Raw genomic sequence first — 19,091 nt, forward strand, 5'->3', positions numbered from 1 at the left:
CTCGGACATAGGGACGCAGCTTCGGACATCCGACTAGTTGCCCATTCTCACTAGCTGTCTCGCCGCAAAGTGCTAGGCTTTGAACATCGACGGGCGTTTCCTTCGCGGTGCTCGATGAGACGACGCGAGTTCATGGGGTTGATCGGCGGGGCGGCAGCGACGTGGCCGCTCGGCGCGCGTGCGCAGCAACCGGCAAGGTGGGTCTACAGGGTAGGCTATCTCGCGAGCGCGTCGCGGGAGCAAACACTTCGCAATGTTAGAGCCTTCGAAGCGGGCCTGCGGAGCCTTGGTTACCGCGTTGGCGAGAATGTCGTCATCGAGTACCGTTTTGCCGACGGAGACATGGGGCGGCTGCCGGCACTTGCCGCAGAGGTGGCCGGGCTCGGCGTGGACATCATCGTTTCCGGAACCAATGCGACCACGGTTGCGGCCATGAAGGCGACCCGGACGATCCCGATCGTGATGGCTAACAGTGCTGAGCCGGTCAGTGCCGGACTTGTCGCCAGTCTGGCGCGCCCGGGTGGCAATGTCACCGGGTTCAGCTCGGAGCCCGGCGATGAGATCAACGGCAAGCGGCTCGAATTTCTGAAGGACACTCTGCCGAACCTCTCGCGTGTGGGCATTCTGTGGAATCCGGACTTTGCGCCCAATCAGGACCGCCTGACGTCGCTGCGCGAAGCTGCCCAAGCGCTGGGGTTGACGCTTGTCCCGGCCGAAGCGCGCGGCCCGGACATACTTGAACCAGCGTTCGCGACAATGGTGAGGGAGCGCGCGCAGGTGCTCGTCGTGCTGAGCGATGGAGTGCTGTTCAACCATCGCGGCCTGATTGGCATCATGGCCGTCAGAAATCGGCTGCCTGCAATCTCTGCGGTGAGAGAATACGCGGAAGCGGGCTTCCTCTTGAGCTACGGAACTGACTTGCCAGATCAGTTTCGCCGGTCTGCGACCCTTGTCGACAAGATTCTCAAGGGTACGAAACCCGGCGATCTGCCGGTCGAACGGCCGACCAAGTACGAACTTGTCATAAACCTCCAGACCGCCAAGGCACTCGGCATCAACATGCCACCGACCCTGCTGACGCGGGCCGATGCAGTGATCGAGTAGGCACTCTGCCTGGCTTATTGGCTCCTCGCGCCTGTTGGCGCGGTGCTGCAACATGCCCGTAGCCGCGGGTGAACCGGAATTATCGCGATCTGGTATAGACCGGTGTCATTGGCCCCTGGCGAACCTGCCAGGAGCGGTGCCCATATGCTAATAGTCTGAGGCTAGCGAAGATTTGCGAGCCATCTCCAGAGCTTCGGGGCGAGACATGCGGCGGCGACAATTCATTACAATGGCGCTTGGTGCAGCGGTGTGGCCCCTGGAAGGAGTGGCGCAACCGACATCGAGGGTGCCACGCATCGGATTTCTTGGTCTGGGGCAGGCCGCAGACTGGAGGGATCAGATCGAAGCTTTGCGCATGGGGCTGAAGCGCTTCGGGTACTTGGAAGGGCGCAACCTGCTGGTGGAGTTTCGATGGGCAGCTGATGTTCCTGAGCTGCGCGAACTTGCGGAGCAATTATCGCGTTTGAATGTGGACATAATCATTGCTCCGGCATCGACTCAAGTTGAGCCAGCGCTCCGGGCCACAAAAACGATTCCTATCGTATTTGCGCAGCATGCCGATCCGGTTGGTATTGGACACGTGTCGAGTCTTGCGCGGCCAGGCGGCAATGTAACTGGCGTGTCGATGGTGCTCACCGAAATGTCCGCTAAAGGACTGGAGATTCTCGCCGAAGCGATACCTGGCCCACCGCGAGTGGGTGTCATGTGGAATTCCACGACGCCAACCCACGTGCGCGTAGTATCGGTGCTTGAAGAAACAGCCGCGCGCAAAGGCATTACGTTGGTCGGGGCACCAATCAGAACGGCTGATGATTTTGTTCGAGCATTTGATCTGATGGTGAGCGAGAAAGTCAATTCGGTGCTCGTGCCGTCGTCCCCGGTCACAAACACCCGCCGGCGCGCTCTTGCGGAGTTAGGCATCAAATACCAATTGCCGACGATGTTCGCAAATAGAGCCAACGTGGAGGCCGGCGGGCTCATGAGCTATGGCCCAAATTTCAATGACATGTATCGGTATGTCGCCTTCTACATCGACAAGATATTGAAGGGAGCAAAGCCGGGCGACCTTCCGGTGGAACAGGCTTCGAAATACGAATTCGTCCTGAATATCGCGACGGCACGCGCCATCAGAATTGAGCTGCCATCGATCCTCGTTGCTCGTGCCGATGAGGTGATTGAATAGGCGGTCCTGAAAAGGGTTTTCCGCGACCAAGTCCGGGCTTTTGACGGACGCCGGCTCCGCGATCGAGGTTCACGGCTAGAGCCGCGATGAAGTCGGGGCTCGTTTGCCGGCAAGGCGATCGAATGATTTCGGGCCGGGCTTCTGGCCCAAATGGGACCCAATCATCGAACGGCAGAGCTTGAACGGTAGCCGACTGCCGCTCGTTTACAGCCTCGGCGGCGCGCACCCGGTCGCCGGAGCCTTGGCGAATTTTTCATCGCGACGGCCGTTCCGAGTGTTTCGGCGAGGTTGCCACTTCTGGGAGGGCTTGCCGCGCCGGGTCCATTCGGCGACACTGCTCGTATTTCAAGTAATTGTTTTAAAGGGGGCCTTTCATGCCCGAGACATTGGAAAGCCTGTTGTGGTGTGCCGCGCTGGCGACGTGGCTGATGCTTCTCTTCATGATCATGGCTGAGCGCCTGAAGCCGCTCTCGAAACGGCTCGGCCATCTGCTCGAGGTTGCTTTCAGGCTAAGAGCGAAGTGATGCGGTAACGGCCTTCCTTCAAGGCCACATCGTGTTGCCTGACGCACTCGCAGCTTGCGAGTGGCGAAGACACTTGCGCCGCGATTCAGGCAAGTTCGGGCAGGTTATCGGCTGCACACCGCGGAAGAGGCTGAAGCGAACGACGCTGCTAGCCTGTCAGCCTCCGGTCGAGGGAGAACCGGCCCGCCCCGGTGACAAACATCAACAGAGCGCCGCCCATGATCGAGATGTTCTTCAGGAAATGATTGTACTGCCCGATCTGTTGCGCACCGGCGGGATATTCCCAGTAGCGATGTCCGATTGCAGTCGCCGACAAAACGAACAGGAACACCACGATCGCGCAGTAGCGCGTGCCTGCGCCGAGGATCAGACAAGCCGACATCACGATTTCCAGCGCGACGGTGAAAGTTGTGAACAGCACGGGCGCGGGAACGTTCAGCGACCGGAAATAGCCGACCGAGCCGCTGAAGTTGTTAAGCGCGCCGTACGCGCTGCCGACGAAGACCCAGGCCAGCAGGATGCGGCCGACCAGGATCAGCAGGTCGGCATTGCCGGTGGCGAACTTGTCGATCCCAGATGTGGACCAGGGAGAGCGAAATAGCATGGTGGCTGCCTTGTCGCTGAGGACGGCACCTGAATATCGATGATCCTATCACGATCGGCGAGCTGCATGAAGGGCGTGTTGCGGGCGCATGATGCGCTGCAGCGCCTCCCATTGCTTATGCTTGTGTGAGCCCGAGCCACCGACGACTTTACAGGCCGCGTCCGCGTCGAGGCGACCGTCCTGCAATCCCCGGAGCGAAGCGACGGGAGCTCCGGCGTTCGGCCGTGAAGCAATATTGTTTCGCATTGTTGTAGGACAATAGTAACGACTAATGATTGAGAATAGCGCCGTCTGCATCTTGCGGGTTTACGCAGGTTGATAGAGAGCAGGCCGCTTCCGCGCGACGAGAGCGCTTTTGCCGAGTCGGAGGAGACGGTCAGCCCTGGACTATTCCTGGAAGCAGCTACGGCATGAATCAGCGTTGGATTATCGTGGCCGCGATCCTCTTGACGGCCCTGCTCGTTCAAATACCGGTCGTTCTTAACGCGGATTTGGGCTGCCTGCTGACTGAAGGCGAGAAAGTTCTGGATGGCGGCAAGCTTGGGGTCGACGTCTTTGAGCTGAATCCGCCGCTATCGGTCTACCTGTACATGCCGGCAACGATGCTGGCGCGAATAACCGGCATTGCGCCCGAGATCATCGTGATCATCCTGGTGATGATCGAGATCGTTGGCGCGCTTCTTGTAATCGATGGCGCCGCTGCGACGGCAAAGTTCGGAGCTGAAGAGAGACGTATTTCAACCTGCCTGCTCGCGTTTCTGCTCGCAATTTTTCCGAGCGCCGTATTCGGACAACGTGAACACATAGCCGTCATTGCATTGACCCCTTTTGTCGCCGTCACTGCGATCCGCTGGCGCGGTCTTGCTCCCGGACCGGTTGCGGTCCTGGCAGGACTGGGTGCCGGGCTGGCCATGAGCCTCAAGCCCCACCTTGCTCTCGTGGCAGGCCTTCCCATCGTCCTCGGCGCCTTCCGCCAACGTTCTCTCAGGCCCTTGTTCACTGCCGAAGCGTGTGCGGCCGCTGCTGTCGTCATCGGTTACGGGGCGGTGCTGGTCATCGTCTTTCCCGCTTATCTGTTTACCTATGCCCCGATGGTCACCGCCGCCTATCTGCCGTTGAGGCTGGATTTGGACGGTCTGCTTCCTTTCCCGATCATCGTGATAGCGGCTTCCATCGGGTTTCTGCGCCTGTTGGCTCCGTAGGACTTCAAATTGGGCGGCGACGCGACCCCGTGGCTCGCCGCAGCGGTTGGCGGAGCCGCGAGTTTCGTTCTCCAGGGCAAGGGCTGGACATACACGGCATTTGCGCTTTGCATGTTTGCGATTGCCGCGCCGTTGCTGCATGTTCGTACAAAGACGTTGCGGCTGCCGGTCATGATCTGCGGTCTTGCTGTCATTATGCTTCTCGGGTCCTGCTTGTCGCTGCAGATCCGGCCGTTTCCGCCGTTGGAGGGGCGTATCCAGGCTCTTGCAAAGCCCCCGCGGCTGATCACGATTGGCGATCACGTCGCCCTGGGGCATCCGCTCGTCCGTCAGATCAATGGGACCTGGGTCGGCAACTCCTGTGTGCAACTGTTGGCGGCCGGCGCAATACTGCAACAGAAAAGCTCGCAGCTCACTCAAGGCGAGCGGGCAAAACTCGACGGCATCGTCAATTTCGAGCGGCGGCAGTTGCTGGCGGACCTGCGAAGCGGTCGTCCGGATGTGATCCTCGTGGATACCTATCTGCTGAGTTCGGTCCCGTTCGATTGGCTGGCCTGGGCCAATTCGGATCCCGAGCTCAAGGTGGAACTGAGCCAGTATCGTGAAGTCGAGGATGCCGGCGGCCGCGTTCGAATATTGCAGCGAGCACGCCGCTGACCTGGGAGCGGTAGAGGCGCCGCTATCCCGCCCTGGCGACGCGGCTATCCGCCGCCCCTGACCGCAGGTTCTGGAAGAACGTCTCCACCTCCCGCGACAGCGTCTCCGCCGTTTCCGTCAGGCTGCTCGCCGCCGTCAGCACGGACGTCGCCGCCGTATCGGTCTCGCCGATGGCGTCGCGCAGCGAGGTGATGTTGGCGACGAGGGTCTCGTTGCCTTGCGCGGCGCTTTGCGCGTTGGACGAGATCTCGCGCGTGGCCTGGTCCTGCTGGCCGACGGCGCCGGCAATGGCAGAGGTGACCTCGTTGATCTCGCGCACCGCGCCGCCGATCTCGCGCACGGCGTCGACCGCGTTGCGGGTCGAGGCCTGGATCTTCGCGACGTTTTCGCTGATGTCGGCGGTCGCTTTCGCGGTCTGTCCCGCCAGCGCTTTCACTTCATGTGCGACGACGGCAAAGCCGCGACCGGCATCGCCGGCACGCGCGGCCTCGATGGTGGCGTTGAGCGCGAGCAGGTTGGTCTGCTCGGCGATCGCCTGGATCAGGCTGAGCACGCCGTCGATGCGCTGGGTCGCGGCCGCAAGGCTCTCGATCTCCGCGATCGACTTCTCGGTGCGCTGGCCGGTCTGCTCGACTGCGCCGGCGCTCTGCCGCACCTGGCGGCCGATCTCCTCGACGGAGGCCGACAGCTCCTCGGCCGCGCCCGCGACCGCCGTGACGTTGTGCGAGGCCTGCTCGGTGGCGTTGGCCGCCGTGCCGGCGCGGCTGCTCGCATCCGCGGTGACGCGGGTGATGGTCTGCGCGGTCTCGCGCATGACGGCGGCGTTGTCGCTGAGGCCGCGCATGATGGCGCCGATCGCCTCGCGGAATGCCTCGACGGATTGCTCGATATGGCGGGCGCGCGCCTCGCGCGCGGCGGAGTCCTGAGAGACCTGCGAGGCGAGGTTGCGGTTGCGCCCCATCGCGTCCTGGAACACCTGGATCGCGCGGGCGAGTGCGCCGATCTCGTCGGCACGATGGCTATGCGGCACCACGACGTTGTCGGCGCCGTCGGCGACCTGCTTGATGGTCGCGGTGATCGCGGCGAGCGGCCGGGCGATCGAACGGGCGATGATGACGATGCCGATCACGACGAGGGCCAGCGCCACGCCGCCGAGGCAGGTCAGGACGAAGGACAGGGTGCGGTTGGTCTCGGTCTCGCGCGCGATCTGTTTGGCGCGCTCGGCATAGACCTTGGACAGCGCCTCGAGATCCTTGTTCAGCGCCGAACGCACCGCGCGGTTGGCGTCGTTGTCGCCCCATTCGCGGCCCGCGGCCGCGTTGATCTCGACGCCGCGGCGCACCAGCTCCTTGCGGAATTCGACGAACTGCTCGATGCGCTTCTTGAACGTTGCGAACTGCTCGGCATCGTCGGCTTTGACGATGGTCTCCCAGCGCTTCACGACATCGAGAATCTGGGCGTTGAACTTGAGCAGGCCCTCGCCGTATTTCTTCACCACGGCCGGTTCGGTCGACATGTAGACGCCGCGCGATTCCATCACGACCGCGTAGACCAGCGAGTTGACGCGCTCGACGTTCAGCGCGGCCGCATTCGCGGTCTCGATCGCGCTGGTCAGGTCGGCGTTGCGGCGGCTGTTGTAGTCGGACAGCATCGCGATCGCCGCCGTGAGCAGCGCGAACAGCGCGAAGATCGCGTAGAGCTTGGTGGCAAGCGTAAAGCGGCCCGCCAGAGTGGCGGCATTCCCAGATCGGTCGGATGTCATGGTGTTCAGGGGCCCGGAATGGCCTGAAGCGGCCGGTGAGCGCGGTCGTGCGGAATTGATGCAAAACTATGCGAAACGAAGATGGACGCGGCGTTAACGCGCCGATTGGCTCCCTTCGTCCTTGGTCGAATGAAAGCTAAGATATTTCAGCGTCTTGATCCGAAGGTATAGTGTCAGGATAGTCCTGGAGTCGGCCGTTGGCCGACGAACCCCGGAGAGGCCCTTGGTCTACCGCCACACCATCGACGCCACGACCTACACTTTCCCTGACCTGCGCGACCTGCTCGCCAAGGCGACACCGCCGCGCTCCGGCGACCGGCTGGCCGGAATTGCCGCTGCCAGCTCCGAGCAGATGATCGCGGCGCGGATGGCGCTCGCGGACGTGCCGCTCGGGCAATTCCTGCAGGAAGCCGTCATTCCCTATGAGACCGACGAGGTCACCCGCCTCGTCATCGACAGCCATGACGCCAGGGCCTTTGCGCCGGTGGCATCGCTGACCGTCGGGGCCTTCCGCGACTGGTTGCTGTCTGATGCTGCAACGCCCGACATCCTGCGCAAGCTGGCACCCGGCATCACCCCGGAGATGGCCGCTTCAGTGTCAAAACTGATGCGCAACCAGGACCTGATCCTGGCGGCGCGAAAATGCGAGGTCACCACCGCCTTCCGCAACACCATCGGCCTGAAGGGGCGGATGAGCACGCGGCTGCAGCCGAACCATCCGTTCGACGATGCCAGGGGCATCACCGCCTCGATTCTCGACGGCATCCTGCTGGGGGCCGGCGATGCCTGCATCGGCATCAACCCGGCCAGCGACGATCCGGCCGTCATCGCCCAATTGCTGCGTCTGCTCGACGAGATCATCGCGCGGCTGAAGATTCCGACGCAAGCCTGCGTGCTGACCCATGTCACGACGACGCTGTCGCTGATCGGGCAGGGTGTGCCGGTCGACCTCGTCTTCCAGTCGGTCGCGGGCACCGAGGCGGCCAACCGCAGCTTTGGCATCGACCTCGCGCTGCTGAAGGAGGGACAGGAGGCCGGGCTGTCGCAGAGGCGCGGCACGGTCGGGCAGAACGTGATGTATTTCGAGACCGGGCAGGGCTCGGCGCTGTCGGCGGGCGCCCATCACGGCGTCGACCAGCAGACCTGCGAGGCCCGTGCCTATGCGGTCGCACGCGCCTTTGCGCCGCTGCTCGTCAACAGCGTCGTCGGCTTCATCGGCCCGGAGTATCTTTATGACGGCAAGGAAATCATCCGGGCGGGGCTGGAGGATCATTTTTGCGGCAAGCTGCTCGGCCTGCCGCTCGGGATCGACATCTGCTACACCAACCATGCCGAGGCGGACCAGGACGACATGGACAATCTGCTGACGCTGCTTGCGGCCGCCGGCGTCACCTTCATCATGGGCGTGCCCGGCGCCGACGACGTCATGCTGAACTACCAGTCCACCTCTTTTCACGACGCGCTCTATGTCCGGGACGTCTTCGGTCTGCGCCGCGCGCCGGAATTCGACGACTGGCTGGTGCAGTCGGGGATTGCGGGCGCCGATTTCCGCCTTGCCGGCGATGCAGGCCTGCTGCCCGATTTCGCCTCGCGGCTGATCGCGTGACGCGGCCGGGAGTCCCCCGGGAAACCATTGGTCCCCCTCGGAATTATGCTCATGCCACAATATTGAGAAATTCCGGCGACGGCATTACGCTATGTGTCTGGCTGGCAATTTCCGCAACCAGGTCGAGCGTGGCGGGGGAGCTTAGATGCGAGCTGAAAGCAACGGTACGTCCCGGCGGATTCTCTGCGTATTTCCGCGCTACACGTCCTCGTTCGGTACGTTCGAGCATTCCTACCCCCTGACCGATGGCGTCCGCGCCTTCATGCCGCCGCAGGGCCTGCTGCTGATCTCTGCTTATCTTCCGAAAGACTGGCAGGTCAAATTCGTCGACGAGAACCTCCGCTGCACGACCAAGGAAGAGTTCGAGTGGGCGGAAGTCGTCTTCGTCAGCGGCATGCACATCCAGCGCCAGCAGATGAACGACATCTGCCGCCGCGCCCATGAATTCGATCTGCCGGTCGCGCTCGGCGGCCCCTCGGTCAGCGCCTGCCCGGATTACTATCCGTCGTTCGACTATCTCCATGTCGGCGAGCTCGGCGATGCCACCAATCAGCTGCTCGTGATTCTTTCGCGCGACACCTCGCGGCCCGAGGCGCAGGTGGTGCTGACGACCAAGGACCGCGTGCCGATGACGGAGTTTCCGATCCCGGCCTACGAGCTCGCCGATGTGAAGAGATATTTCCTCGGCAGCATCCAGTATTCCAGCGGCTGTCCCTATCAGTGCGAGTTCTGCGACATCCCCGGCCTCTATGGGCGCAACCCGCGCATCAAGACGCCGGAGCAGATCATCGCCGAACTCGACCGCCTGCGCGAATGCGGTATGACCGACACGGTCTATTTCGTCGACGACAATTTCATCGGCAACCGCAAGGCGGCGATGGATCTGTTGCCACACCTGATTGAATGGCAGAAACGGACCGGCTACGTGGTGCGGCTCGCCTGCGAGGCGACGCTCAACATCGCCAAGCGGCCCGAGATCCTCGAGAAGATGCGCGAGGCCTTCTTCATCACCATCTTCTGCGGCATCGAGACGCCCGACCCTGACGCGCTGAAGGCGATGCACAAGGACCACAACATGATGGTCCCGATCCTCGAGGGTGTGCACACTATCAACTCCTATGGCATGGAGGTCGTGTCGGGCATCATCATGGGGCTCGACACCGACAAGCCCAACACCTCGGAGGCACTGCTCGCCTTCGTCGAGGAATCCCGGATTCCGCTGCTCACCATCAACCTGCTTCAGGCGCTGCCGAAGACGCCGCTGTGGGATCGTCTGGAGCGCGAGGGACGCCTGATCGAGGACGACGGGCGCGATTCCAACGTCGACTTCCTGTTGCCCTATGACGAGGTCGTCGCATCCTGGAAGCACGCCATGGCGGTCGCTTACGAGCCCGAGAAGGTCTACGCGCGCTTCCAGTATCAGTGCGACCAGGTCTATGTGCACCGCCTCAAGGTGCCGGTGCCGGACGAGATGAAGACCTGGCCCAATATCAGGCGCGCTCTCGTCATGCTGCGCAACATCTTCTGGAAGGTCGGCGTGCTCGGAGATTATAAGCGCGTGTTCTGGAAGTTTGCGCTTGGACGCATCAAGCACGGCGACATCGAAGGCCTGATCGGCTGCACCATGATCGCGCACCACCTCATCACCTTTGCGCGCGCGGCCTCCAGCGGCAAGCAGAACGCCTCGAACTACTCGATCCGGCTGCGCGAGGCCGCCGTTCCCGCCGAATGAGTGACAGATCCGTTCCGGCTCGCCCCATTATCGACCTCAGGTCGTTCACGCCCGCACGCGTTGCGCTCGGGCGCAGCGGCGCGAGCGTGCCGACGCGGGCGCTGCTCGATTTCACGCTGGATCATGCCCGCGCCCGCGATGCCGTGCATGCCGTCTTCGAAGCGCCGCGTCTGGTCGCCGATCTCGGCGCGCTGGGTCTTGCCGTCAGCGAGGCGAGGAGCCAGGCCGCCGACCGCCGGGACTATCTGCGGCGCCCCGATCTCGGACGACAGCTCGATCCAGGGTCTGCCGAAGCTCTCGCGCGAGGCGCTGCCGGGCCATGCCAGCTCGCGCTCGTGATTGGTGACGGCCTGTCGGCGGCGGCGGTCCACGCCCATGCGGTGGCGCTGGTGAGGTGCCTGCTGCCGCTGCTCGCGGAGGGCGATGCTGTCGCGCCCGGCCATGTCGTCGTCGCCTCAGGCGCCCGTGTCGCGCTCGGCGACGAGATCGGCGCGATTCTCGGCGCCCGCATGGTCGTGATGCTGATCGGCGAACGGCCCGGCCTGTCCGCGCCCGACAGTCTCGGTGCCTATCTGACCTTCGCGCCGAAGCCGGGCCGCACCGATGCCGAGCGCAATTGCGTGTCGAACATCCACAAGGCTGGGTTGAGTCACGACGAGGCCGCCTTCAAGATCGCCTGGCTCATCCGCGAGGGCCTGGCCCGGGAGGTCACCGGCGTGGCGCTGAAGGACGAGAGCGCCGACCGGGCGCCGCGTCGAATCGGCACGGCTTTGCCGAAATGACGGGCATTCCGGCAAAATCGCCGCATTTTGATCGGTTCGGCGACCCCTCCGCCTGCTTGCGAAAAGGCCTTTTGACCTGCTAAACCGCTGCCGGCGATTTTCCGCGCATTTTCAAGGGGCAAGCCTCCCATTGGTATGGCGTTTTCAAGCCGTTCGCGGGGCGCAATAAGCTCACAAGACCGAGCCGATTTAGGAACTGGACAAGGCATGCTCGAAAAGCACAGCGAGAGTAAGGTTCATGTCGAGAAGATCGAGCAGGGACCTTCGTCCTCGATCGCCTTCGGGCTGGAGCGGCTCGGGCTGATCGCCGTCCGGGCGCCGATTGTTTCCTGCATCGTCCTGCTCGCCCTGATTGTCGGCGCTGTATTCGGCATCTACCGGATCAAGATCGACGATTCGCTGTCGCAGCTGTTCCGTTCCGACACCCGCGAATTCAAGCAGTATGAAGAGGTGACGAAGAAGTTCCCGGCCGAGGAATTCGACGTCCTCGTCGTGGTCGAGGGCAAGACCCTGCTGGCGCGGAACAACCTCGAGAAGCTGCGCGACTTCGTCACCGACATGCAGCTGGTCGAAGGCACGCGGGGCCTCGTCTCGCTGTTCTCGGCGCGTCAGGCCCCTGCGCCGGGCAAGCTGCCGGCGGCGCTGTTCCCGCCCGAGCTGCCCGAGGGCGCGGCCTATGACAAGTTCATCGAGACCGTCAAGAACAACGAGATCATCCGCGGCAAGCTGCTGTCGGAGGACGGCACGCTGGCGCTGATCGTGCTCTCGCTCGATCCCGAAGTGGTCGCCTCCAACAAGCTGACCAAGACCGTCGCCGACATCCGCGCGCTGATGAAGGAAGATCTCAGCGATACCGGGCTCAACGTGCAGCTCTCCGGCGTGCCGGTGATGCAGCTCGAGATCCGCAACGCGGTCGAGCGCGACGGGCTCACCTACAACATCCTCGGCATTCTCGCCGGCTGCATCATCGCCATCATCTTCTTCCGCAAGATCTCCTTCATGATCGCGGCGGCGTTCCCGCCGATGATCGCGATCCTGCTGGCGCTCGGCGCGCTCGGCTGGGCCAATTTCAACCTCAACATGTTCCTGAACGTGATGACGCCGCTCATCATGGTCATCAGCTTCTCGGACTCGATGCAGCTGACCTTCGCCGCGCGCGACCGGCTGATCGCCGGCCAGGACAAGTTCACCGCGTTCAAGAATGCGGTGCTGGTGGTGGGCCCGGCCTGCGTGCTGACGCACGGCACCGCCGGCATTTCCTTCATCGCGCTGCAATTCTCCGACTCCGACCTGATCCGCAAGTTCGGCGAGGCGGGCCTTGCCGCCACCATCATCGCGCTGGTCGCGGTGCTGTCGCTGGTGCCGGTGTTCGGCGTGCTGTTCGTGCGCAACGAGAAGGTCTTCGCGGTCAAGTTCCAGGGCGCCGATGCCGGCGTCCAGGCGCTGCGCAATTTCTGCTACTGGATCGCGGTGCGCATGGTGGGCCGGCCCGGCCTGTTCAGCCTGATCGCGGTGCTGTTCGTCGGCGGCCTCGGCGTCATCTACGCCAATCTGGAGCCGCGCTACCGGCTCGCCGACCAGGTGCCGGACAAGCGCCAGGCGGTCGCCGCCAGCGACCGGCTCGACGCCAAGCTCACTGGCGCCAATCCGGTCAACGTGCTGATCGCGTTCCCCAAGGGTGAAACGCTGTATTCGCCGGAGACGCTGCAGACCATCGCCGACGTGCACGCGACGGTGGAGAAGGCGGCCGGCGTCGGCAACGTCTGGTCGCTCGAGACCCTGCGCCGCTGGCTCGCGGAAAAGGCCGGCAGCGCCGACGTCGCGACGCTGAAGGAATATGTCAGCGTCATTCCCGAGCATCTGGTGCGGCGTTTCATCGACGCCGAGCAGGACGCCGTGGTGGTCGCGGGCCGCGTGCCGGACAAGGATTCCAGCCAGCTCCTGCCGATCGTCGACAAGCTCGATTCCGAGCTCGACGCCGTCCGCAAGAAGCATCCCGGCTACGAAATCGCTGTGACCGGCCTTGCCGCCATTGCCGCGCGCAACTCGGCCAGCATGATCGAGAAGCTGAACCGCGGCCTCACCGTCGAATTCGCACTGGTCGCGATCTTCATCGGCCTTGCCTTCCGTTCCTGGGTCGTGATGTTCGCCTGCATCCTGCCGGGCATCTTCCCGGTGGTGATGTCGGGAACGGTGCTGTGGGCGATGGGCGAGGGGCTGCAATTCGCCAGCGTCGTCGCGCTCACCGTCTCGTTCGGCCTGGGACTGAGCGCCACCATCCACTTCCTCAATCGCCTGAGACTGGAGAGCAAGCCGGGCGTCGGCTCGGCGCTCGCGGTGGAGCGGGCGACCGTGCTGGTGGGACCCGCGCTGATCCTGACCACGGTGGTGCTGGCCTGCGGCCTCGTCGTCACCGTGTTCTCCGACCTGCCGTCGCTGCGGCTGTTCGGCTGGCTCAGCGCCTTCTCGATGGTCATGGCGCTCGTCGCCGACCTCTTCATCCTCAGGCCGACCGCGATGTGGCTGATCAACCTGCACGACAAGCTGCAGGGCACGGACAAGCCGGCGATTTGAGCGTGGGGCGGCAGAAGCCGCCCCGCACTCACTCCTCGATCCGAACGATCCCGTACGGGTTGAACTTGAAATCGTCCTCGGCGTAGTCCTGCTCCCGCGAGAGCGTGAGCTTGCGGTCGCGCATGGTCGCTTCAACGCCGATCTCGGCCATGGCGTTGGCGATCTCCTCCATCAGCATCACCGCGGACCATTCGTTGCCGCGCGATTTCGCGACATAGACCTCCGGCAGGCCGACGAGGTGATAGCCGACGGTCTCGTAATAGCGATCGCCGCCAAGCGGGCGCTTGGCGAAGGCAAGCCGACAGGCCTTGGCGAGGGCGGGCGTGATGCCGAGGCCTTGGCCGGTCTTTGCGCCCGTGCGTGCCTGATCGGCGAGGCTGCGCCATCGCGCAAGCCCGTGGGCGACGCCCGCGCTCTCGCCCTTCACGGCGCTGGCGCCGGCCTCGATCATCTCCTCGACGATGCGCAAGGCCGCCGCCGAATAGGCGACTGCCTTCTGCTGCTCCAGCGGCGGGCTCAGCACGTAGAGCACCGCCTTGTGGTTGGCCACGGCGGCTTCGTCTGCCGCAGACCATGCTTTCGGGAAGACGCGGTCCCAGCATACGCCGAACGAGCGCTCCATGTGCGGATCGGGCCTGGCTTGCGAATAGGTGCGATCGATCTCGAAGTTGAAATCCGCGATCGTCCTGGCCACCGCCTTCGGCGGTCGCAGCAGGCTGTCATCCTTGCCGAGGAAGCAGAGTACGTGGCGCGGCTTTACCGCAGAAGGCTGCATGTCCGTCTCCCGCTGGATTGACGGTTGATCATTGGCCCATGCGCCGCTCGCGGCGAAGAGCCCAATGGCTTTGAGCAGGTTTCTGCGGAGATGGTTCATGTCAGCAAAAAGCCCCCGGCTCGCGAGAACCGGGGGCGTGTTTCCTCATCGGCCGCGAAGGGCAATCAGCCCTTCGTCATCGTGATGTTGACGCCGCGGATCTCGCCCTTGGAAGAGATCTGCACCGTCTGCTTGGTGCCGTTGGTGCGCAGCGACAGATTGGCGGCAAAGCCGTTGGCCTCGACGAACACGTCGATCTGGCCACCGCCGGCGGTGCCCTGGAGATTGCCGAAGATGTTGCGGCTGGCCTCGCTCCAATTGCCGGAGATGCGGTCGCCCTGGCTCGTCACGTCGCTGGTGAGGTCGAATTTGTAGCTGTCGGAGGCGCAGTGCAGGGCCTGCTTGAGGCTGAGACCGCTGCCGGCGACCTTGTAGTCGGCCTTGCAGCGGATGCGTTCGGTGGAGCCGTCGGACAGCGAGACCGTGCCGGTGCCGGTCCACGCGCCGTCGAAGCCGGCAAACGGTCCGGACGACTGTGCGTGGCTCGCCGAAGCCGAGAAGAGCAGCGCAGCGCCAACGCCGGCCGCAGTGATTGCCAGTCCAGATCGCCCAAAGAATTTCATCACAAATATCCCGTTTTGGAACGACGTCCGCTCAAGGATTAAGGACGTCTCGCCACATCGAAGGTTTAGTGTTCCGAGCCTGTGTCAGGTTCAACGCGCCAGGACCAGAGATGGTGGTTCATCGGGCGCCGGCGAGGGCCCAGACCTTGCGATTTGCCGTGTTTCGGCGTGTTTCCGGCCAAAAGGGCGGGGCGGAGAGATGCAGCTCTGCAACAGCCGTGCAGTAAAATGCGAGCTTTCTGAATTATGACGTAGTATCAACCCCTTACATCTGCCAATGAAGGTGCGGGGAAGACCTGATTTGGTGGGGGCGGCGCCAATTTGGCCGCATTTGCCAGTGCTTGTGCCTTCTCTGAGGCCGCTACTTTCGCGGCGACTTGCCATCAGAACAATCCGTTCCGGCCGTCCGCCCAGTGCTGTCCGGGATCGGTGCGATTCTGCCGTCAGAATGAAGGAATACAATGCGTAAGCTTCTCGTCGCTCTCACCCTGCTGTCGGCATCCCTTTCGACGGCGGCGTTCGCCCAGCAAGGGCGCGGCACGGACGCCGAGCAGAAGGCCTGCACGCGCGATGTGCAGAAGTTCTGTCGTCCGGTCATCGACCAGGGCGATTTCACCATCCTGGCCTGCCTGAAGGAGAACCGGGCCAAGATCTCCCAGGCCTGCGACCAGGTCCTGAAGAACCACAACCAGTAAGCTCGGCCATTGGCCTACCCAAGGCGGCCCGGGGGCCGCCTTTTCGGGGGCGATCCGCCAGGGGCGGCCATCGACAGACAGGATTGGTTTTGCGGCCGTATTCCCCTATATGGGGGCCGCGGCGGCATCGTCGGCATGAGCCCGCGCGAGCCAAAAAGCCCTTCCTGTCCAAACGATTGTTAACCAGCCCTCGATGACCACTGCGAGCGAATTGCGATCCGGCAAGGGTGACCGCGACGAGAATTTTCCCGTCGCGTCCTGGATCATTCATCCGCGTCATCGCGCCCTGATCCTGGCCTATTACAATTTCGTCCGCACTGCCGACGACATCGCCGATCACGCCACGCTGCCGCCCGACCAGAAGCTCGCTTATCTCGACCTGCTCGAGGCGGAACTGCTCGGCAAGGGCGACACCCAGCTTGAGGCCGTCACGCTGCGCCGTGCGCTGGCCGAGCGCGGGATGGCGCCGCGTCACGCGCTCGACGTGCTCATCGCCTTCCGCATGGACGTGACCAAGCTGCGTTACGAGACCTGGGACGAGGTCATCCACTATTGCCGCTATTCGGCGATGCCGGTCGGCCGCTTCATGCTCGACGTCCATGGCGAGAGCACCTCGACCTGGGCCGCATCGGACGCGCTCTGCGCGGGCCTTCAGATCAACAACCACCTGCAGGATTGCGGCAAGGATTTCCGCGAGCTCAACCGCGTCTATCTGCCGCGCGATGCGCTGGCCGCGAGCGGCGCCTCGGTCGAGCAGCTCGGGCTCGCGCAGTCGCCGCCGGCGATGCTGGCCTGCCTGCAGTCGCTCGCCGCGCGCAACGAGGCGCTGCTCGACGAGGGCAGGTCGTTGAGCGCAGAGATCCGGGATTTCCGCCTTGGCGTCGATGTCGCGGTGATCCAGGCCTATGCCGACCGCATCGTGCGCCTGCTCAGGGTGCGCGATCCCCTGCGCGAGCGCGTGCATCTGAACAAGTTCGAACTGCTCACCTTCAGCCTCGCCGGCATGATCGGCGAAGTCGGCCGCCGCGCGATCGGACGCAAGGCCATTTCCAGACCGGGGACTGCACATGACGCTTGAGGCGGCCACGCCCGGCGCCAGTTATGGCTCGACCGCATCCGGCAGCTCGTTCTATGCCGCGATGCGCATCCTGCCGCACGACCAGCGCGAGGCGATGTTCCAGATCTACAGCTTCTGCCGCCAGGTCGACGACATCGCCGATTCCGACGGCCCGCGCGAGGAGCGGCTCGCCGCGCTTCAGCAATGGCGCAACGACATCGACGCGCTCTACCAGGGCAATCCGCCGCCGCGGCTGAAGGACTACGTCGCCTCGGTGAAGACCTTCGGGCTCAAGCGCGAGGATTTCCTGGCAATCGTCGACGGCATGGAGATGGACGTGCCGCAGGACATCCGCGCGCCCGACATGGCGACGCTCGATCTCTATTGCGATCGCGTCGCCAGCGCCGTGGGACGGCTGTCGGTGCGGGTGTTCGGCATGCCCGAGGAAGACGGCATCCTGCTCGCCCACCATCTCGGCCGCGCGCTGCAGCTCACCAACATCCTGCGCGACATCGACGAGGACGCCGGTCTCGGCCGGCTCTATCTGCCGCGCGAGGCGCTGCTGCATGCCGGCATCACCTCCAATGATCCGAACCGCGTCATCACCGAGCGCGCGCTGCCGAAGGTCTGCGTGCCGCTGACGCAGCGCGCCAAGGTGCATTTCGAGAAGTCGGACGAGATCATGAACCGCAACAAGCGCCGCGCCGTGCGCGCGCCGCGGATCATGTCGAAATACTATCATTCCATTCTGGACCTCCTGATCGCGCGCGGTTTCAACGCGCCGCGCGAGCCGGTGCGTGTGTCGAAGATCACACGCATCCTGATCCTGCTCCGTTACGCTTTTATCTGATGCAAAACACAGCTCACATCATCGGTGCTGGAATTTCCGGCCTCTCCGCCGCCGTGCGGCTCGCCAATGCCGGCTTCAAGGTTGCCGTGCACGAGGCGACGCACCAGGCCGGCGGCCGCTGCCGGTCCTATTTCGACGGTGCCACCAATCTCACCATCGACAACGGCAATCATCTGCTGCTGTCGGGCAACAGCCACGCGCGCGCCTATGCGCGATCGATCGGCACCGAGGCGGGGCTCGTCGGCCCTGACAGCGCGCAGTTTCCGTTCGTCGATATCAAGACCGGGCAGCGCTGGCAGATCGATCTCGGCGATGGCCGATGGCCGACCTGGGTGCTCGACGAAGGGCGCCGCGTGCCCGACACCGGTCTCACCGATTATCTCAAGCTGGCGCCGCTGATCTGGGCGTCGGAGGAGACGCTGGTCGGCAAGTCCATTCCGACCGAAGGCATTCTCTATCAGCGCCTGGTGCAGCCGTTGTTGCTGGCCGCGCTCAACGTCGATCCGCCCGAGGGCTCGGCCGGGCTTGCCGGCGCGATCGTGCGCGAGACGCTGCTTGCGGGCGGGCAGGCCTGCCGTCCCCTGATCGCGCGCGACGGCCTCAGCGCCGTGCTGATAGAGCCGGCGGTGAAGTTCTTGGCTGAGCATGGCCACACCGTTCAGCTCGGCCATGAGCTGCGTTCGTTCGTCAGCATCGACGGCAAGGTCAGCGCGCTGAATTTCGGCGGCGAGGATGTGGTGCAGCTCGGTGCGGGTGACGTCATCGTGATGGCGGTGCCGCCGCGCGCGGCCGCGAGCCTGCTGCCGGGCCTGAAGACGCCGACCGAATTCCGCGCCATCGTCAACGCGCATTTCCGCATCACACCGCCGCCGGGCTCGGCGCCGATCCTCGGCGTGATCGGCGGTGTCGTGGAGTGGCTGTTCGCGTTCCCGAACCGGCTGTCCGTCACCATCAGCAATGGCGATCGTCTCGTCGACATGCCGCGCGAGGAACTCGCGCAGGTGATCTGGAACGATGTCTGCAAGGCGGGCGGCGTTTCCGGCGAGCTGCCGCCTCAATTGCCCCCTTGGCAGATCGTGCGTGAGCGCCGTGCCACATTTGCGGCGACGCCTGCCCAGAATGCCCTGCGTCCGGGGCCGGTCACTGCGCTGAAAAACCTGTTCCTCGCCGGCGACTGGACTGCTACGGGATTGCCGGCAACCATCGAGGGATCGGTCCGGTCGGGTGACCGCGCCGCCGATCTGGTTCTGGCCGCCAAAGGATCCTGAAAAAGCGGCCCTGACGGGCGATGTCCCGGTCAACTTTCAATCGACTATCGGAGC

The 19,091-nt window shown here is 63.9% G+C and carries 17 protein-coding genes; 13 read left to right on the forward strand and 4 right to left on the reverse strand.

Annotation, left to right across the window (positions count from 1 at the left end):
• Positions 1 to 132 precede the first annotated feature (132 nt).
• The 3 genes from ACVJ19_RS21990 to ACVJ19_RS22000 all read left to right on the forward strand — a co-directional run bounded on the left by ACVJ19_RS21990 (position 133) and on the right by ACVJ19_RS22000 (position 2,811).
• A complete protein-coding gene (locus ACVJ19_RS21990) occupies positions 133 to 1,104 on the forward strand; it encodes an ABC transporter substrate-binding protein (RefSeq protein ID WP_453951081.1) in 972 nt (323 codons plus the stop codon).
• Positions 1,105 to 1,333: 229 nt separating this feature from the next.
• Positions 1,334 to 2,287, forward strand: a complete 954-nt coding sequence (locus ACVJ19_RS21995; protein WP_453951082.1) for an ABC transporter substrate-binding protein — start codon at positions 1,334 to 1,336, stop codon at positions 2,285 to 2,287.
• Positions 2,288 to 2,661: 374 nt separating this feature from the next.
• Positions 2,662 to 2,811 (forward strand): hypothetical protein, encoded by a 150-nt coding sequence (locus tag ACVJ19_RS22000; protein WP_453951083.1) that lies wholly within the window; start codon positions 2,662 to 2,664, stop codon positions 2,809 to 2,811.
• Between the two features lie 148 nt (positions 2,812 to 2,959).
• Here ACVJ19_RS22000 and ACVJ19_RS22005 read toward each other — a convergent pair whose 3' ends face one another.
• Complete coding sequence (locus ACVJ19_RS22005; RefSeq protein ID WP_453951084.1) at positions 2,960 to 3,415, reverse strand: DoxX family protein; 456 nt, start codon at positions 3,413 to 3,415, stop codon at positions 2,960 to 2,962.
• A gap of 410 nt (positions 3,416 to 3,825) precedes the next feature.
• Between ACVJ19_RS22005 and ACVJ19_RS22010 the strand changes: the two genes are divergently transcribed.
• Positions 3,826 to 4,617, forward strand: coding sequence for a hypothetical protein (locus ACVJ19_RS22010; RefSeq protein ID WP_453951085.1), 792 nt, complete (start codon positions 3,826 to 3,828; stop codon positions 4,615 to 4,617).
• Between the two features lie 9 nt (positions 4,618 to 4,626).
• Positions 4,627 to 5,274, forward strand: coding sequence for a hypothetical protein (locus tag ACVJ19_RS22015; protein WP_453951086.1), 648 nt, complete (start codon positions 4,627 to 4,629; stop codon positions 5,272 to 5,274).
• Positions 5,275 to 5,296: 22 nt separating this feature from the next.
• On the opposite strand, the gene ACVJ19_RS22020 is transcribed toward ACVJ19_RS22015, so the two are convergent.
• Positions 5,297 to 7,036 (reverse strand): methyl-accepting chemotaxis protein, encoded by a 1,740-nt coding sequence (locus ACVJ19_RS22020; RefSeq protein ID WP_453951087.1) that lies wholly within the window; start codon positions 7,034 to 7,036, stop codon positions 5,297 to 5,299.
• 223 nt (positions 7,037 to 7,259) lie between these two features.
• On the opposite strand from ACVJ19_RS22020, the gene ACVJ19_RS22025 reads away from it, so the two are divergent.
• From ACVJ19_RS22025 to ACVJ19_RS22040, 4 genes are all read left to right on the forward strand, one after another.
• Positions 7,260 to 8,642: an ethanolamine ammonia-lyase subunit EutB gene (locus ACVJ19_RS22025; RefSeq protein ID WP_453951088.1), complete on the forward strand. Its 1,383-nt coding sequence runs from the start codon at positions 7,260 to 7,262 to the stop codon at positions 8,640 to 8,642.
• Positions 8,643 to 8,787: 145 nt separating this feature from the next.
• Positions 8,788 to 10,374, forward strand: a complete 1,587-nt coding sequence (locus ACVJ19_RS22030; RefSeq protein ID WP_453951089.1) for a B12-binding domain-containing radical SAM protein — start codon at positions 8,788 to 8,790, stop codon at positions 10,372 to 10,374.
• Complete coding sequence (gene eutC / locus ACVJ19_RS22035; protein WP_453951090.1) at positions 10,371 to 11,156, forward strand: ethanolamine ammonia-lyase subunit EutC; 786 nt, start codon at positions 10,371 to 10,373, stop codon at positions 11,154 to 11,156. Before ACVJ19_RS22030 ends, eutC begins: the two co-directional genes overlap by 4 nt.
• 207 nt (positions 11,157 to 11,363) lie before the next feature.
• Positions 11,364 to 13,730, forward strand: a complete 2,367-nt coding sequence (locus tag ACVJ19_RS22040; protein WP_453951091.1) for an efflux RND transporter permease subunit — start codon at positions 11,364 to 11,366, stop codon at positions 13,728 to 13,730.
• A gap of 28 nt (positions 13,731 to 13,758) precedes the next feature.
• On the opposite strand, the gene ACVJ19_RS22045 is transcribed toward ACVJ19_RS22040, so the two are convergent.
• Entirely contained in the window at positions 13,759 to 14,604 is an 846-nt protein-coding gene (locus ACVJ19_RS22045) for a hypothetical protein (protein ID WP_453951092.1), read from the reverse strand.
• Positions 14,605 to 14,669: 65 nt separating this feature from the next.
• Entirely contained in the window at positions 14,670 to 15,167 is a 498-nt protein-coding gene (locus ACVJ19_RS22050; RefSeq protein ID WP_453951093.1) for a hypothetical protein, read from the reverse strand.
• Between the two features lie 461 nt (positions 15,168 to 15,628).
• Here ACVJ19_RS22050 and ACVJ19_RS22055 point away from each other — a divergent pair, with 461 nt between their 5' ends.
• The 4 genes from ACVJ19_RS22055 to hpnE all read left to right on the forward strand — a co-directional run bounded on the left by ACVJ19_RS22055 (position 15,629) and on the right by hpnE (position 19,037).
• Positions 15,629 to 15,862 carry a hypothetical protein gene (locus ACVJ19_RS22055; RefSeq protein WP_008553259.1) on the forward strand — a complete coding sequence of 78 codons (234 nt, stop codon included), beginning with the start codon at positions 15,629 to 15,631 and terminating at the stop codon, positions 15,860 to 15,862.
• Between the two features lie 193 nt (positions 15,863 to 16,055).
• On the forward strand, positions 16,056 to 16,940 hold the full coding sequence (gene hpnC, locus ACVJ19_RS22060) for a squalene synthase HpnC (RefSeq protein WP_453951094.1): 885 nt from the start codon (positions 16,056 to 16,058) through the stop codon (positions 16,938 to 16,940).
• Positions 16,930 to 17,769, forward strand: a complete 840-nt coding sequence (gene hpnD, locus ACVJ19_RS22065; RefSeq protein ID WP_453951095.1) for a presqualene diphosphate synthase HpnD — start codon at positions 16,930 to 16,932, stop codon at positions 17,767 to 17,769. The genes hpnC and hpnD overlap by 11 nt, the downstream gene beginning before the upstream one ends.
• Entirely contained in the window at positions 17,769 to 19,037 is a 1,269-nt protein-coding gene (hpnE, locus tag ACVJ19_RS22070) for a hydroxysqualene dehydroxylase HpnE (RefSeq protein ID WP_453951096.1), read from the forward strand. Before hpnD ends, hpnE begins: the two co-directional genes overlap by 1 nt.
• The last annotated feature ends 54 nt before the right edge of the window (positions 19,038 to 19,091 follow it).

Source organism: Bradyrhizobium sp. USDA 376, assembly GCF_054063675.1.